The 15,227-nt window shown below is 68.2% G+C and carries 15 protein-coding genes; 8 read left to right on the top strand and 7 right to left on the bottom strand.

Annotation, left to right across the window (positions count from 1 at the left end):
• The first annotated feature begins 237 nt into the window (after positions 1-237).
• From ACK59X_RS24890 to ACK59X_RS24880, 3 genes are read left to right on the top strand one after another with little or no spacing between them, the layout of a single operon-like run.
• Positions 238-1,131, top strand: a complete 894-nt coding sequence (locus ACK59X_RS24890) for a hypothetical protein (RefSeq protein ID WP_409961040.1) — start codon at positions 238-240, stop codon at positions 1,129-1,131.
• Positions 1,132-1,158: 27 nt separating this feature from the next.
• On the top strand, positions 1,159-1,785 hold the full coding sequence (locus ACK59X_RS24885) for a sigma-70 family RNA polymerase sigma factor (protein WP_409961039.1): 627 nt from the start codon (positions 1,159-1,161) through the stop codon (positions 1,783-1,785).
• Entirely contained in the window at positions 1,782-2,918 is a 1,137-nt protein-coding gene (locus ACK59X_RS24880; protein ID WP_409961037.1) for an ankyrin repeat domain-containing protein, read from the top strand. The genes ACK59X_RS24885 and ACK59X_RS24880 overlap by 4 nt, the downstream gene beginning before the upstream one ends.
• 208 nt (positions 2,919-3,126) lie before the next feature.
• On the opposite strand, the gene ACK59X_RS24875 is transcribed toward ACK59X_RS24880, so the two are convergent.
• Together ACK59X_RS24875 and ACK59X_RS24870 are read right to left on the bottom strand one after the other, a co-directional pair.
• Positions 3,127-5,673, bottom strand: a complete 2,547-nt coding sequence (locus tag ACK59X_RS24875; protein ID WP_409961036.1) for an EAL domain-containing protein — start codon at positions 5,671-5,673, stop codon at positions 3,127-3,129.
• 143 nt (positions 5,674-5,816) lie between these two features.
• The gene (locus tag ACK59X_RS24870; protein ID WP_409961034.1) at positions 5,817-8,072 is read right to left on the bottom strand and encodes an EAL domain-containing protein; all 2,256 of its coding nucleotides are present in this window, start codon (positions 8,070-8,072) and stop codon (positions 5,817-5,819) included.
• Positions 8,073-8,181: 109 nt separating this feature from the next.
• On the opposite strand from ACK59X_RS24870, the gene ACK59X_RS24865 reads away from it, so the two are divergent.
• Both ACK59X_RS24865 and ACK59X_RS24860 read left to right on the top strand, forming a co-directional pair.
• The gene (locus ACK59X_RS24865; protein ID WP_409961033.1) at positions 8,182-8,400 is read left to right on the top strand and encodes a hypothetical protein; all 219 of its coding nucleotides are present in this window, start codon (positions 8,182-8,184) and stop codon (positions 8,398-8,400) included.
• 42 nt (positions 8,401-8,442) lie between these two features.
• The gene (locus ACK59X_RS24860) at positions 8,443-9,246 is read left to right on the top strand and encodes an SDR family NAD(P)-dependent oxidoreductase (protein ID WP_409961031.1); all 804 of its coding nucleotides are present in this window, start codon (positions 8,443-8,445) and stop codon (positions 9,244-9,246) included.
• Here the strand turns inward: ACK59X_RS24860 and ACK59X_RS24855 are convergent.
• The 4 genes from ACK59X_RS24855 to ACK59X_RS24840 are packed head-to-tail and all read right to left on the bottom strand — an operon-like array spanning position 9,228 to position 12,883.
• Positions 9,228-10,670, bottom strand: a complete 1,443-nt coding sequence (locus ACK59X_RS24855; RefSeq protein ID WP_409961029.1) for an MATE family efflux transporter — start codon at positions 10,668-10,670, stop codon at positions 9,228-9,230. The two genes, ACK59X_RS24860 and ACK59X_RS24855, sit on opposite strands and share 19 nt — an antisense overlap.
• A complete protein-coding gene (locus ACK59X_RS24850) occupies positions 10,667-11,134 on the bottom strand; it encodes a MaoC family dehydratase (RefSeq protein ID WP_409961027.1) in 468 nt (155 codons plus the stop codon). Before ACK59X_RS24850 ends, ACK59X_RS24855 begins: the two co-directional genes overlap by 4 nt.
• Before the next feature lie 29 nt (positions 11,135-11,163).
• Positions 11,164-12,414 carry an MFS transporter gene (locus tag ACK59X_RS24845; RefSeq protein WP_409961025.1) on the bottom strand — a complete coding sequence of 417 codons (1,251 nt, stop codon included), beginning with the start codon at positions 12,412-12,414 and terminating at the stop codon, positions 11,164-11,166.
• On the bottom strand, positions 12,404-12,883 hold the full coding sequence (locus tag ACK59X_RS24840; protein WP_409961023.1) for a MarR family winged helix-turn-helix transcriptional regulator: 480 nt from the start codon (positions 12,881-12,883) through the stop codon (positions 12,404-12,406). The genes ACK59X_RS24845 and ACK59X_RS24840 overlap by 11 nt, the downstream gene beginning before the upstream one ends.
• Before the next feature lie 55 nt (positions 12,884-12,938).
• On the opposite strand from ACK59X_RS24840, the gene ACK59X_RS24835 reads away from it, so the two are divergent.
• The 3 genes from ACK59X_RS24835 to gloA are packed head-to-tail and all read left to right on the top strand — an operon-like array spanning position 12,939 to position 14,798.
• Positions 12,939-13,490 carry a PaaI family thioesterase gene (locus ACK59X_RS24835; RefSeq protein WP_409961021.1) on the top strand — a complete coding sequence of 184 codons (552 nt, stop codon included), beginning with the start codon at positions 12,939-12,941 and terminating at the stop codon, positions 13,488-13,490.
• 55 nt (positions 13,491-13,545) lie between these two features.
• Entirely contained in the window at positions 13,546-14,361 is an 816-nt protein-coding gene (locus ACK59X_RS24830; RefSeq protein ID WP_409961020.1) for an SHOCT domain-containing protein, read from the top strand.
• A 20-nt stretch (positions 14,362-14,381) separates the two neighbouring features.
• Positions 14,382-14,798, top strand: a complete 417-nt coding sequence (gene gloA, locus ACK59X_RS24825; RefSeq protein WP_409961018.1) for a lactoylglutathione lyase — start codon at positions 14,382-14,384, stop codon at positions 14,796-14,798.
• An 80-nt stretch (positions 14,799-14,878) separates the two neighbouring features.
• Here the strand turns inward: gloA and ACK59X_RS24820 are convergent.
• Positions 14,879-15,227: OmpA family protein (locus ACK59X_RS24820; protein WP_409961017.1), on the bottom strand; the 349-nt coding region annotated here is incomplete at its 5' end.

Below are 15,227 nucleotides of genomic sequence, written 5' to 3'. Positions count from 1 at the left end.
CGACCACGGTTTGACGCCACGAATCGCAGATTTGAAAGTGAACAGGAAAGTCAATGAAATCAACGATCTACCAACACCACCTCCGCGCCAGTGCTAGCTTTTCGTACCGTCACTTATTGCACTGAAAACGAGGAGACCCCTTCTCCTATCGCTTGCACTTTTTTTGAGGCTGTTTAACCCCGTTTCCCCATGGTGTTCGTTTCATCCAGTACCAACACTTTGATTGATGGAGCTGCCATGAAATCCGGTTCAATGATTCTTCCCGCCCTGACGGCCCTGACCTCCGCGCTATTGCTGGCCAGCCCGCCGGCCCAGGCCATCGGTCGGCTGGCGGACGTCACCATCGTCGACCGCGACACCGGCGCCACGCTGCCGGTGCACTACGCCCGTGGCGAATACTGGGTTGCCGGGCGTCCCGGAGCGCGCTATGCCGTCACCGTGCACAACCGCACCGGCGAGCGGGTGCTGTCCGTGCCGTCGGTCGACGGCGTCAATGTGCTCAGCGGCGAAACCGCCGCCTGGGACCAGCGCGGCTACGTGTTTTCGCCTTATGAGCGCTACCAGATCACGGGCTGGCGCAAGAGCAGCAGCGAAGTCGCCGCGTTCGAGTTCTCCAGCATTGCCAACTCCTATGCCAGCCGCACCGGCCGCCCGGCCAACGTGGGAGTGATCGGCGTGGCGCTGTTCCGCGAGCAGCCACCCCTGCCCGCACCCGTGGCCACCCCCGAACCCTACAGCCAGCGCCGCGACAGCAGCAGCGACAACAGCGGCGGCCTGCCGGGACGCATGCGCGAGGAGCCGGCCTCGCCGGCCGCCGCAGCGGCAGCACCGCCCCCGGCGCCGGAGGCCGAGTCCTCGGCCCGTGCGCTCGGCGCGGGCAGCCTGGCGAAGGCCGCACCCGCGCCGTCGGCCAAGCTGGGCACGGCGCATGGCCAACGCGAGACCTCTGTGGTCTCGCACACCACCTTCACGCGCCTGCAGGAGCGCCCCAATGAAGTGATTAGCATCCGCTACGACAGCCGCGAGAACCTGGTGGCCCTCGGCGTGATCCGCGAGCAACCGGTGCGCCCGCCGATCCCGCGCGCCTTTCCGCAGTCGGACGCCGTGTCCTATGTGCCCGACCCCAGGTGAGCAACCCCGGCACCGCTTCGCCGGGGTATGAGGTCCCCGCATAATGCGCGGGTGCAGACCGCCCTGTCCCCCGACGATGCCGATGAGACGCTGATGCTGCGCTATGCGGCCGGCGACATGGGCGCCTTCGACACGCTGTACGGCCGGCACGAGCTGGCGGTATGGCGCTTCGTGCTGCGCAGCGTGAAAATCCCGGCAGTGGCGGACGACCTGCTGCAGGATGTCTGGTTTGCCGTCGCACGCAACGCAGGAAGCTATGAAGCCAGGGCGAAGTTCCGCACCTGGCTGTTCACCCTGGCCCACAACCGGCTGGTGGATCATTTGCGCACCGCCAGGAACCACGCCAGCCTGGATGCCGATGGCGACAACAACGAAGGCGGTGAAGGCAGGCCGGGCCTGGCCGACACGCTGGCGGCCGACTCCGGGTTCGGCCCGGTGCGGCAGCTGCAGTCGCGCGAGCAGGCGGCCGCCCTGCTGCGCGCGGTCGAGCAATTGCCCTTCGACCAGCGCGAGGCTTTTCTCCTGCAGGCCGAAGGCGATCTCAGCGTGCAGGAGATCGCAGAAGCAACCGGCGTCCATTTTGAAACCGCCAAGAGCCGCCTGCGCTACGCGCGCAGCAGCCTTCGCCAACAGCTACAGGAGTTTGCACCATGAGCGCGCGGGACGACGAGCTGACCCAGCGGTACCGCGAAGCCAGCGCACAGGAAGATGCCCGCCCCGGTGCGCAGGTCCGCGATGCCGTGCGCGCCCATGCGCAGATGCTGGCACGCGCCGCAGCCCCCCTGCCCGCCGCCCCGGCCCCCCGGCAGGCGGCGGCCAACCAGTCGCGCTGGAAGGCATCGGCCCTGGCCACCGTGGCCGTGGTGGGCCTGACCGGCCTGCTGTTGCTGCAGTTCCAGCGCGGCACGCCCGAGGAGCAGGAAATCGCCTATGGCCAGCGCCGTGCCGCCCCTGCGGCCAGCGTGCAGGCACCTGCCGCACCGGCAGCCGCGCCACAAGCCGCCCCTCCCGAACCCGCTGCGCCCGCCCCATTGCAACACAGGGTCCATGAGGAAGCCAGTCCACCGGCCAGGCCCTCGGCGCAAAAGCCAGCCGCACCGGCACCCAGCCCGACCGGGCCGCTGGCCAAGACAGCGCCGGCACCCGCCCCCCAGGAAGCTGAGGCCCCACCAGTACCCGGCAGGGTCGGTGCCGCCGTGTCGGGCTTCCCCGCCTCACCCCCCTTCACCGGCGAGCCGGCTGCTGGAACGGGGGCCGCCACGCCAGCATTGCCTTCTACGCCCCCACGCGTTGAAATGCGCGAGCGCCTGGCGGCCCAGGACTCGGCCGCGGCCAGGCCGGTGGCGCCCCCGCAGCCGGCCGCAACCGCCGCAGCCGCGCGCTTGTCCCAGCCAGAACCGGCCCAGCCAGCACCCGCAGCGCCGGCAGCGGGCCGCCTGCGGGGCGCCGGCGCGGCAGACAACCGCCTGGCCGCGGCCGCCCCGCGCGCCGACAGCGCACGCAGCAGTGCCGCGCTGCCGGGCGGCTTGCGCGAGGCGGCCCGTGCAGGCCAGACCCCAGAGGTCGAACGCCTCATCGCCCAGGGCGCCGCCATCGACGCCCGCGACAACCAGGGCCGGACGGCGCTGATGCTCGCCGCCGCCAACGGCCAGACCGCCACGGTCCAAAAACTGCTGGCACTGGGCGCCAACCCCGCCCTGCTCGACCATGAAGGCCTGAACGCCGCCCAGCAAGCCCGGCGGATCGGGCACACGCGCATCGCGGAGTTGATCGAAGCCGGCTCCTGAACGAACACCCCCTGAGTCGCTTCGCGCCTTCCCCCTCTCTCGACTCGCTGCGCGAGTCGGGAGGGGGACGCCCCCAGTGCGGCGGGGCGGCCCTTGCACGGGGGCACTGGCCTTGGCCGCGCCAGTTTCATGCGTCGCGGGTGGCGCACAGCGCAATGAATAACTGATACGGATTCGCCCTGAACCGTCTAACTTGCGGGCCTGCAGCCTACTTCAACCCCTGGCCCGGGCCATCCAGGCTGCGCTGCGCCATGGCCATCTGCTCCAGCGGCGCCGGGCGGCCGAACCAGTAGCCCTGGGCGCTGCCGCAACCCATCTGCAGCAGGCGCCGGGCCTGGGCCTCGGTCTCGACGCCCTCGGCCACGACCGTCACGCCAAAGCCCGTGGCCATGTGCAGCACGGCCGTAACGATGGCGGCATTCTGGGACGACTCGACCAGGTCGCGCACGAATGTCTGGTCGATCTTCAGGCAGTCGAAGGGCAGTCGGCTCAGGTAGGCCAGCGACGAATAGCCCGTGCCGAAGTCGTCGATGGCGATCTTCAGCCCCAGCGCCCGCAGGCGCGACAGCTGCTGGTGGGTGACGGCATCGCCCTCGATCAGCACCGATTCGGTCAGCTCCAGCGTCAGGTGGCGCGCCGGCAGGCCGCTGGCCTCCAGCGTGCGCTGCACCTGCTCGACGAAGTCCGACTGGATCAGCTGCCGGGCCGACACATTGACGTGCAGGCCGAAGTCCCCGGGCAGTTGGGGCAGTTGCTGCGCGATGTCCTGCGTGGCCCGGCGCAGCACCCAGTCGCCCAGCGCCAGGATCAGGTCGCTTTCCTCGGCCATGGCGATGAACACCCCCGGCGGCACCATGCCGCGCGTGGGGCTGCGCCAGCGCAACAGGGCCTCGGCACCCGTCACGCGGCCCGTGGCCAGGTCAATCACCGGCTGGTAGTGCACGAGGAACTGGTCCTTGTCCAGGGCCTGGCGCAGCTCGGACGCCAGCCGCGTGCGCTCCATCGCCTGGTCCGCCATGCCGGCTTCGAACACCATCCACTGGCTTTGGCCATGGCGCTTGGCTTCGCCCAGGGCGATGCTGCCATTGCGCAGCCATTCCGCCAGCTCCTTGCCGCGCAAATGCCCGGCCACGATGCCCACCGAGGCATGCACCATGACCTCGTCGGCGCCGGCCGAGAACGGGGTCGCAAACAGGCCCAGCACGGCCTTGCCAAAGCGCTCCGCCGTGTGTTCCCCCTCGTCCACCAGGCTCAGCAGGGCAAATTCGTCTCCGCCCACACGGGCCAGCAGCACTGGCGCAGGAAAATGCCCGCGCAGCCGGTTGGCAACGGCCTGCAGCAGGCGGTCGCCCGTGCCATAGCCCACGCTGTCGTTGATGGCGCGAAAGGCGTTCAGCCCCACCAGGCTGAGCACCGCGCGTTTCGGCTCCGCCCACTGCACCTGTTCCAGCAGCCCCCGGCGCGTGAGCAACTGGGTCAGGCTGTCATGGGTGAGCAGCTCCTGCATCTGCTGGAACGAGCGCTGCAGCCGGTGCGCCATTTCATTGAAGGCTTGCACCAGGACTGCGGTTTCCCGCAGCGGGCTGGGAGCCGCGATGTCGGTGTCCCAATCGCCCCGCGCGATCCGGTTGGCTGCCTCTGCCGTCCTGAGGATGGGCCGCGCTGCCCACTGGATCACCCACAGGCCCAGCAGCAGGCCGATGATGGCAATGGCCCCGGCGGCCAGCAGCGCCCCCTGGCCGGCACTGCGGGTGTCGCCCAGCAGGTCGGATTCGGGCAACAGCACCACGATGCGCCAGTCGATGCCGCGCGGGTCCGCATAGGGCGTGACGCGCCCGAAGTAGCTGGCGTCCTGGTGCTCGAAGTGGAAGCTTCCGCCCTCCACCGCCGTTACTTCGCGCAGAAACGATTCGGCCGTGCGGATCTGGGGGCTGGTGCTTTCCGAGATGCGCAGGCGCTCGCGCTGGCCCGCAGCATTGCGCCGGTCGCCGAGCACGGCGCCCGGTTCCGAATGGGCCACGATCAGGCCCTGCGCGTCGACGATGAAGATCTGCCCCTGCCCGCGCAGCGGGTCCTCGCGCAAAAAGCGGTTCAGGCTGTCCAACCGCACATCCGCCTCCATGACGCCCAGCAGGTTGCCGTCGGCCACCACCGGCGTGGCGGCCGAAATGGTGATGTCCCCCCGCTCCCCTGCCGTGGTGTAGATCGGTGACCAGCGCGACTGGCCCGAGCCGGCCACCGGCGCATACCAGGGTCGCACGCGCGGATCGTAGTTGGGAAAGGCCGCCGCCACCTTGCGCGGCGTGTCGTCCTCGTAGACATTCATCATGCCGTTCGTCGTGGCATCCTTGAGGATCAGGCGAAAGCCTTCGCCCGGTTCGCGGCGGATGCCGGTGTACTCCCCGGCCCGGCTGCCAAAGCTCAGCAGGCTGATCTGCTGCTGCCCGGCATACAGGTCGGCAAAGACACCACGCAGGTGGTTGTACACGGGGCGCAGGTCGCCTTCCTGGTACAGGCCATGGCGGCTGATGGCGTCGGCTACCGTGCCCTGGATCAGGAACGGGGTTTCGAGGAATTCGGCCAGCCGCGCGCGCGAGTTGCTGGTCAGCGCCTCCAGCACGCGCACGCTCTCCTGCTCGATCAGCTGGCTGATCTGGCGGTGCTGCGTGACTGCCTGCAGCACGACCGTGGCCACGAACAGTGCCGCAAAAGGCACTGCAATGGCGGTCCGCAGAGACAGCTGGAAGGCACGCATCCTCAATAGCTCCGGTTACTTGCCAGCCACGTGCAACACGCGTGCCTGCACTGGCGGTGCCGTGGCGTACCGGCCTTTCACACCAGGGGATGGGTCGCACCTGCCAGGGCCCAGCACCGCATGGCAGGACTGGCGGGTGTGTGTCATGTTGTCCCGCCCAACACCTGCGCGAGCGGTACCGGGTGGCCTAGGGCATAACCCTGGGCATAGTGCACCCCTATGCCCTGCAGCAGCTCCACCAGGGCCTGGCTCTCGACGAACTCGGCCACGGTGCGCTTGCCCATCAGGCAGCCGATCTCGTGGATCGATTTGACCATGGCCAGGCTCACCGGGTCGCGGTCGATGTCCCGCACGAACTGGCCATCGATCTTGAGCACGTCCACCGGCAGATTGCGCAGGTAGGCAAAGGAAGACAGGCCGCTGCCGAAGTCGTCCAGCGAGATCTTGCAGCCGCAGGCACGCAGGGTCTCGATGAAATGCTTGGCCGTGTGCAGGTTGCTGATGGCCGCCGTCTCGGTGATTTCAAAGCACAGCTTGGAGCAAGGCACCTCGGCACGCGCCAGCGCCTGCAGCACGAAGGTGGTGAAGGCCGCATCCCCGAGCGACTGGCCCGACAGGTTGATGGAGCACTGCCCGATCCGGTCCTGCTGCTCCACCACCCAGCGCAGCGCATGGGTGACGACCCAGCGGTCCACGCGTGCCGCCAGGTGGTAGCGCTCGGCCGCCGGCATGAACCGGCCAGGCAGCACCAGCTCGCCCTGCTCGCTGCGGATGCGCAGCAGGATCTCGCAGTGCAGGCCCTGCGACGTGTCCTCCTGCAACGGCACGATGGGTTGCGCAAACAGCTCGAACCGGTCATGCAGCAGGGCATGCTCGATGCGGCTCACCCACTCCATCACGCCATAGCGCTGTGCCAGCGCCGGGTCATCGATGGCATACACGTGGATGCGGTTGCGTCCGGCCTCCTTGGCCACATAGCAGGCGCTGTCCGCGGCCTGCAGCAAGGCGCCCACGCTTTCGGTCTGCGCATCGAGCGCCACCATGCCGATGCTGACACCCACGCCAAAGCGCTGCTCCAGCCAGACGAAGTGGTAGCGCGCAAGCGCCTGCTGCAACCGGTCGGCCAACTGCAGCGCACCCGCCATGCTGCGGCCCGCCAGCAGGATGCCGAATTCGTCCCCGCCGATGCGGCACAGCAGGTCCTTCTCGTCCAGCAGGCCGGCAAACAGGCGCGATATCTCGCGCAGCATGGTATCGCCCGCCGCATGGCCGCAGGTATCGTTCACCACCTTGAACTCGTCGAGGTCCAGGTAGCACACCACGTCGTGCTGCGCCGTGCCCCGCGTGCCCTCGAAAGCCAGGGCCAGCGCCTGCTCGAAGGCCCGCCGGTTGCCCAGCCCGGTCAGTTCGTCATGCAGCGCCTGGTAGGCGATCTCGTGGCTCAGGCGGCGCTGCTCCGTCACGTCGCGGAACACCAGCACGGCTCCCTGCACCTCGCCATCCGCGTCCCTGATGGGCGATACCGTCGCCTCCACCAGCACCCGGCCACCGTGCAGGGGCTGCAGTTGCAGCTCCGGGTAGCGCTGGGCCTGCGCGGCGGCGATGGCGCCGGCCATCATGTCGGGCACCGGCTCCCCGGGGCCGTCCGCTCCGATCAGCCTGAACACCTCGCCATAGGGCTTTCCCACCGCGGCGGTCAGGTTCCAGCCCGTCAGTGCCTCGGCAGCCGGGTTGATGTAGAGCAGATCTCCATGGGCATTGGCAGAGATCACCGCATCGCCGATCGAATGCAGCGTGACCTGCAGGCGCTCCTTCTCGTGGTACAGCGCGTCCTCGGCCTCCTTGCGGGCCTGCATGAAGCGCACGCGGTCCATGGCCACGGCCACATGCGCCCCCATGGCCTGCATGAAGTCGATCTGCCAGGGCAAGGGCGGGCGCACGCCTTCGGCATCGCCATAGGTGCCCATGCCCACGGAGCCCAGCCGCTGCTCGGCCATGATGAGCGGAATGTTGATGATGGTGCGGTTGTGCAGCGCCGCCACGATCTCCTTGTTGGTGCGCGGGTCGGTGCGCGCATCGGCCACCACCACCACATGGTCCGCCGCCATGATCTCCTGCACCATGCTGTCGCCGGCAATCGGGATTTCCGTGGTGTCGATGGCCCGGGCGAGCGCCGGGTCCTGCATCTGGCTTGAATGCAGCAGGATCGACACGAACCCCGGTTTCAGCCCGTAGATGCCCAGCCAGCAATGGGGGTAGCCCAGCACCTGCTCCGCCACGGGCGACACCGCATCCAGGATGTCGGGCAGGGTCCACGCCCGCTCCAGGCGCCTGCACAGCTGCAGCAAGGCCTTGGTAGGGGAAGGCGCTTCGGTCGCGGTGGCCGTCAGGTCGCTCATGGTCGCAGTGTATCCAAGGGTTTCAACAAAACCCGGGTGACAGGCCAGTTTGTTGATGATTGTTTACACCCATGCGACGAGACTTCGTGCTGTGATAGCGTGCGGCCCCATGGAGTATCTGGAATTCGCGGTGTCCTGGCTGGCAGCCAACCCCCGCATGGTGACGGCCTGGGCGGTGGTCCTCATGCTGGCGCTCGCCTGGCTGTGGCGCGGCCACCGGGCCAGCAGGGAGCGTGCCCGCCTCAAGCCCTTGCGGCGGGCCCGTACGGCGCACGCCGCCCGCAAGGGCCGCAGCCCGACCCACGCCGCCAAACCGCCCCGGCGCTAGGCTGAAGCCGGCGCAGGGCCGGCAAACCGCTACCATCCGGGCATGACATTTCCTGCCACGCCCTCTTCCGTTTCCCCCTCCACCGTCCATTTCGGCCACCAGGGCCGGGTCTGCATCGTCACCGGCGGCGCCCAGGGCATTGGCGAGGCCTGCGTGCGGCGTTTTGCCCGCGAAGGCGCCCATACGGTGATCGCTGACGTCGACGACGCCCGTGGCACGGCCCTGGCCCAGGAGCTGGGCGCGCTGTACGTGCGCTGCGACGTGGGGGACAAGGCCCAGGTGGACGCCTTGGTGGAGCGCACGCTCGCCGCCCACGGCCGCATCGACGTGCTGGTCAACAACGCCGGCATCTTCCGCGCGGCTGATTTCCTCGAAGTGACCGAAGAAGACTTCGACGCCGTGCTGCGCGTCAACCTCAAGGGCTCGTTCCTGGTGGGCCAGGCCGTGGCGCGGGCCATGGTGGCCTCGGGCGGCGGCTCCATCGTCAACATGAGCTCGGTCAACGGCGTGCTCACCATCCCCAGCATCTCCAGCTACAACGTGAGCAAGGGCGGCATCAACCAGCTCACGCGCGTGATGGCCCTGGCCCTGGCCGACAAGAACGTGCGCGTGAACGCCGTCGCCCCCGGCACCATCGCCACCGAACTGGCCGCCAAGGCCGTGCTCACCAGCGAAGAGGCCAAGGCCAAGATCATGTCGCGCACGCCCATGAAGCGCCTGGGCGAGCCCTCGGAAATCGCCGACGTGGTGGCCTGGCTGGCCAGCGATGCAGCCAGCTATGTCACCGGTGAGATCGTCACGGTGGACGGCGGCCGCATGACGCTCAACTACACCGTGCCCGTCTGACGCCGCAGCAGCCCCGCCGGGCTGCTCGGCCAGCCCACGCGGCCGAACCAGGCGCCGCCGGCAATCGCCCAGCCGATCACGATGCCATAGACCAGCAGCGCCAGCGCCTGGGCGGCGAACACGCCGGCCAGCCCGCCATTCCAGCGCAGCGCCAGCCAGCCCCCCACGACCGCCACGGCCAGCCGCGCCAGGTTGCCGGCCACGGGCCAGAACAGGCGGCCCGCGCCCTGCGAGGCAAAGTACAGCACCAGCCCCAGGCCGAAGAAGCCATAGACCGGGCCCACCATGCGCAGGTACTGGCTGCCGGCTTCGATCATGGCTGGGGCGCTCGCGAACAGCGACAGCCAGGTGGCAGGGAACAGCGCGGCCCACAGGCCGATGGCTTCGGTCATGCCAAACGCCATCGCCGCCCCCACCCAAGTGGCACGCAGCGCGCGCTCGCGCTGGCCTGCACCGATGCAGGTGCCGACCATGGCCACCAGCGGCGCGCCAAAGCCGAACACCAGCGGCACCAGCAGGTACTCGAGCCGCGATGCCGTACCGTAGCCGGCAATGGCCGCCGTGCCGAAGCCGCCCACCATGGCCGTGGTCACGCCGATGGCGACATTGGTCGCCACGGTGGAAACCGCGCCCACCAGGCCCACGCGCAGGATGTCCGCAAACAGCGGCCAGCGCAGTTGCAGTCCCTTGAAAGAGGGCCGCAGCAGGCTGCGCGGCGACCACAGGTACCAGGCCAGTACGGCGCTGCCGAGCACGTAGTAGGCCATGAGCGCAATCGCCCCGCCCGCGATGCCCAGGCCCGGCAACGGGCCCCAGCCAAAGATCAGCAGCGGCGACAGTGGGATGAGCACCAGCGCCCCCCACACCGTGACGTAGGCCGGCACGGCCATGTTGCCCGTGCCGCGGATGATGGCCGCCAGGGTGTTGAACACCCAGACGCAGATGGCGCCGGCAAACACCCAGTTGGAATAGATGAGCGCCGCCTCCAGCGCACCCCCTGCCCCGCCCATGCGGGTGTAGAGCCAGCGCCCGCCGCCCACCACCGCCACGCTGAAGCACAGCGCAAACACCAGGCCGATGACCAGGGCGTGCAGCACCAGGGCATCTGCATCGTCGCGCCGGCGCGCGCCCAGGGCCCGCGCAATGGCTGCCGCCACCCCGCCGCCAATGGCGCCGGCCGACATCATCTGCAACAGCATCACCACCGGGAACACCAGCGCCATGCCGGCCAGCGCATCCGTGCCCAGCTTGCCCACAAAATAGGTCTCGATCAGCCCGACACCGGCCTGGGCCAGCATCACCAGCACATTGGGCAGGGCCAGGCGCAGCAGCGTGGGGGCGATGGGCGCCTCCAGCAGCATGCGCGTGCGCGGGTTCATCGCCGCAGCACCCGCAGGGGCTGCCGTGGTTGCAGCAGCATTCATGACACGGCTCCAGGCTTGCGCGGCACGACGATGCGCACGGTGGAGATCTGCAGCACCTCGTCGTTCTGGTTGCGCGTCTCGCTGCGGATAGTCACCATGCCCCGGTCGGGCCGGGACTTGGAGGGCGTGGCCTCCACCACCTCGCTCACCACATGCAACACGTCCGTAGGCCGCGTGGGCCGGGGCCAGGCCACGTCACCACTGGCACCGATGATGCCGCCGGCAATCGGCAGGCCCGTGGTCACCTGCAGGCGCATGGTGATGGCCGCCGTATGCCAGCCGCTGGCGGCCAGGCCGCCGAACAGCGTGCCTTGGGCAGCGTCGTCGTCCATGTGGAAGGGCTGCGGATCGAACTGCCTGGCAAAGGCGATGATCTGCGCGGCGTCCATCGCATGCTCGCCGCTTTGGAAGCGCCGGCCCACGGCCATGTCATCGAAATACAGGGGTTGCACGGTGCTTGTCATGGTGGAAGGTGTTTGGACGGTGTGTGGATTCAAGCGGCGGCAGGCACCAGGCGCTTGAGCGGGGCCTCGCGGATCGGCAGGTTCACCAGCGCGGCACCCAGGGCCAGCGCGATGTCGATGTACCAGACCCAGTCGTAGCTGCCCGTGGCCTGGAACACGCTGCCGCCCAGATAGGCACCGAAGAAGCCGCCAATCTGGTGCGACAGCATCACGATGCCGAACAGCATGGCCATGTTGGCCGTGCCGAACATCTTGGCCACCAGCCCGGCCGTGGGCGGCACGGTGGACAGGAAGGTCACGCCCATCACCGCCGCGAAGATGAACATCACCGTGGGCGTCTTGGGCGCCAGCAGAAAGGCCAGCACCGCAATGCCGCGCGTGGCATACAGAATGGAGAGCAGCGACTTCATGCGCCAGCGCCCCACGGCCCAGCCCATGGCCAGGCTGCCGACGATGTTGAACAGGCCGATGATGGCCAGCGACCAGCCCCCCACCTCGGGCGGCAGACCGCAGGCCGCCACCACGCCGGGCAGATGGGTTGCCAGAAAGGCCACATGGAAGCCGCAGACCAGGAAACCCGCCGCCAGGTACAAATAGCTGGGCGTGGCCAGCGCCTGGCCAATGGCCTCGCGTGCCGTGAGCGCCTTCACGCCAGACGCGGCAGCCGCCTGGGCCGCCAGCGCCTTGGAGTTGCCTTTGAGCACATAGGCCGCCGGTAATGCCAACAGCACCAGCACGCCCAGCCACTGCATGGCGCTGGCCCAGCCCACGGCGGCGGTCAAGCCGATGGCGATGGGCGCCATCGCGAACTGCCCGAACGAGCCGCCCGCATTCACGATGCCGGTGGCCAGGCCGCGCTTGGCCGGAGGCACCAGCCGGGTGCTGGCCGCCATCAGCACCGAGGGGCCGGCCATGCCCGCCCCACCCGCCGCCAGAACGCCGATGGCCAGGATCAGCCCGGCCGTGCTCGTCATCAGCGGCGTGATGATGGTGCCCAGCGCGACCAGCGCCACGCCCAGCAATATCACCCGGCCGGTGCCGATGCGGTCGGCCACCGCGCCCGCAAAGGGCTGGGTCAGCCCCCACCACAGCTGGCCAAAGGCAAACGCCAGGCTGATGCTGCCCACGCCCAGGCCGGTGGAGGTATTGAGGGACGAGAGGAACAGCCCCATGGTCTGGCGCGTGCCCATGGTCAGCGCAAAGGCCCCGGCCGCGGCCAGCAGCACCAGCCAGATGGCGATGGATCGGTTGGGAGAGATTGGGTTCACATCATTCGCCATGGTCAAGCTCCGACACGGGGGACAACAATTCAAGGCACTCATCGGCCAGGGTGTGCAGGGCCAGCACGCGCTCCACGCCCAGCAGGTCGTTGAGCGACAGCTGCGCCACCTTCCAGCATCGCTGGGCCTCCGCGCGCTTGTCGCGGCCCGCGTCGGTGATGTGCACCAGGCGGCTGCGCGCATCGGTACCCGCCTCCAGCGTCACCCAGCCGGCATCCACCAGCGGGCGCAGGTTGCGCGTGAGGGTGGAGGCATCCATCTTCATCTCCGCCGCCAGATCGCCCGGGCGGATGGGGCCGAGCTTGAAAACATGCGCCAGCAGCGAGTACTGCGTGGTCTTGAGACCGCACTTGGCCATCTCGGCGTCGTAGTGCTGCCCCACCCTGCGCAGCAGCTGGCGCAGCTTGAAGTTGGTACAGCCCTGGGGACGCCCGGCTGCGGTGGGCGGGATGGTGATTTCGGCTTGCATGGATTTGATTGTATCTGCAATAATTGCATATGCAACACACTGATCGGAAAAGCACATGACGCAGCACAACCAACTCGAACAATGGCTTGCCCTGGAGCAAGAGGTGATGGCCCGCATGGACGCAGGCGTGGGCCCCGGCGTATCGCGGCCCGACCAGGTGGCCGGCCTTACCGGCCTGCAGATGATGCAGGCCATGCTGCGCGGCGAACTGCCCTACCCGCCCATCGCCCGCACGCTGGACTTTCGCCTGGTGGAGGTGGGTGAAGGCCTGGCCGTCTTTCAGGGCACGCCCGGCGTGGAGCACCTGAACCCCATGGGCACCGTGCACGGCGGCTGGTTCGCCACCCTGCTCGACTCGGCCCTGGGCTGCGCGGTGCACACCCGCATGCTGCCCGGGCGCGGCTACACCACGGCCGAACTGGGCGTGAACCTGGTCAAGGCCATCACCCCCAAGGTGCAGCGCGTGCGCGCCGAAGGCCGGGTGATCCACTGCGGCCGCCAACTGGCTACCGCCGAGGCCCGGCTGGTGGGGCCTGACGGCACCCTGTACGCCCACGCCACCACCACCTGCCTGGTGTTCGATCTGCCCGCGCAAGCAAAGGCATAAGACGCATGCCTGGTGCTACCCTACGCAACCACAGTGAAACATCACCAAGGGACGTATGGCACCAGAATTCAGCGACCAAGGTCAGCAACTTGTTTCCAGTCTGGCATCGCGCACCGGCTTCAGCCCCGAGGCGGTAAGACAGTTGCTGCTGGCCCTGCAGAGGGGCAACGGCACCATGGCGCAGTTTTCGCACCCCGAGTTCGGCGGCAACGGCCAGTGGACGCGTGGCGGCATGCTCATGATCGGCGACATGTTCAACGACGCGTTGAAGGCACGCGTGAATGCACTGGTCACCGAACTGGCCAGCGCCCTGGGGGCCAGTTCGCCGGCCCCCATGCAGACGAGCCCTCCCCCATCACAGTCCCAAAGCAGCGGCGCAATGATGGGGTTCGCCAGTGCCCCAGCAGCATCGATCTTCGCCACCCACCCCCAGCCCACCTGGTATCCAGCGGACCTGGGCACGCCTAACAGCAGCGGAGCGCAGAACACCACCCGGTATGCCTACTTCGCCGGCAAGCGCCGCCTGGCGGTGGATGTGGGTGGCAGGGTGTCGCTTTACGACACCCTGGAACACCAGATCAACGGCTTTGGCCAGCAGCAAGGTGGTGCCGGCACGCTAACCTTCACCAGCCAGCACGGCACCGTGGACCTTTCGAGCCTGCCAGAGGTTCGCGGTGGTGGTGACGCCCCAGGCGAGCAGGTGGGTGCAACCCAGGCCGTGGCCCCTGCCAAAGACGCTTCCGGTAACCGCAGTAGTGCGCAGGCGTCCATCATCGATGCCATCGCGCAACTTTCAGCGCTGAAAGACCGAGGCATCCTCACCGAGCAGGAATTCGCAGCGAAAAAGGCCGATCTGCTCGCGAGGATTTGAGCTTGTGCACAATCAAGGGCATGAGATTCCTCCACACGATGCTCCGCGTTGGCAACCTTCAACGCTCGATTGACTTCTACACCCAGGTGCTGGGCATGCAACTGCTGCGCCAGTCCGAAAACCCCGAGTACAAGTACTCGCTGGCGTTTTTGGGCTTCGACGGCGGCAACCCCGGTCAGGCCGAGATCGAACTGACCTACAACTGGGGCACCGAAAGCTACGACATGGGCACGGCCTATGGGCACATCGCCCTGGGTGTGCCGGATGCCTACGCGGCGTGCGAGAAGATCAAGGCTGCTGGCGGCAATGTGACGCGCGAGGCGGGGCCGGTGAAGGGGGGCACCACGGTGATCGCGTTTGTGACGGATCCGGATGGGTACAAGATTGAGTTGATTGAGCGGAAGAGTGATACTGGTGGCGGCACCGGATTGCGCTGAGCACGCCCCTCCGCTTTAAACGACAAAGCCCGGCAATGCCGGGCTTTTGTCCATGGGCTGCGTGCCCGGTAAAACGCAGATCAGCTCGCAGCCAACGCCACTTCCACCCGACGCGCTTCCGCATTGCTGCCACTCGCCGTAGTGTCCTCAGGCTTCTTCAGCTCGATCTTGTCTTCGGCCACACCCAAACCCTTGAGCGCATCGCGCACGGCATAGGCGCGCTGCTTGGCCAGCTCGGCATTGGCAGCCGCATCGCCCGTGGCGTCGTTGAAGCCGGAGATGACGGCCTTCTTGCCTTCGGCCACGCCCTTGACCACGTCGGCCAGGGCTTCGTTGGCGCCGGCGGCGAGTTCGGCCTTGGCGGTTGCGAAGTAGAACTTCACGATGCCGTTCTCGACGCGCACACTGGCGGCGTCTGCCGCTGGAGCC

It is taken from the genome of Acidovorax sp., assembly GCF_046339755.1.
In the GTDB taxonomy this organism is placed as follows: domain Bacteria; phylum Pseudomonadota; class Gammaproteobacteria; order Burkholderiales; family Burkholderiaceae_C; genus Acidovorax.
The sequence above is the reverse complement of the archived record's forward strand: the minus strand, read 5'-3'. Positions and strand labels throughout refer to the sequence as shown.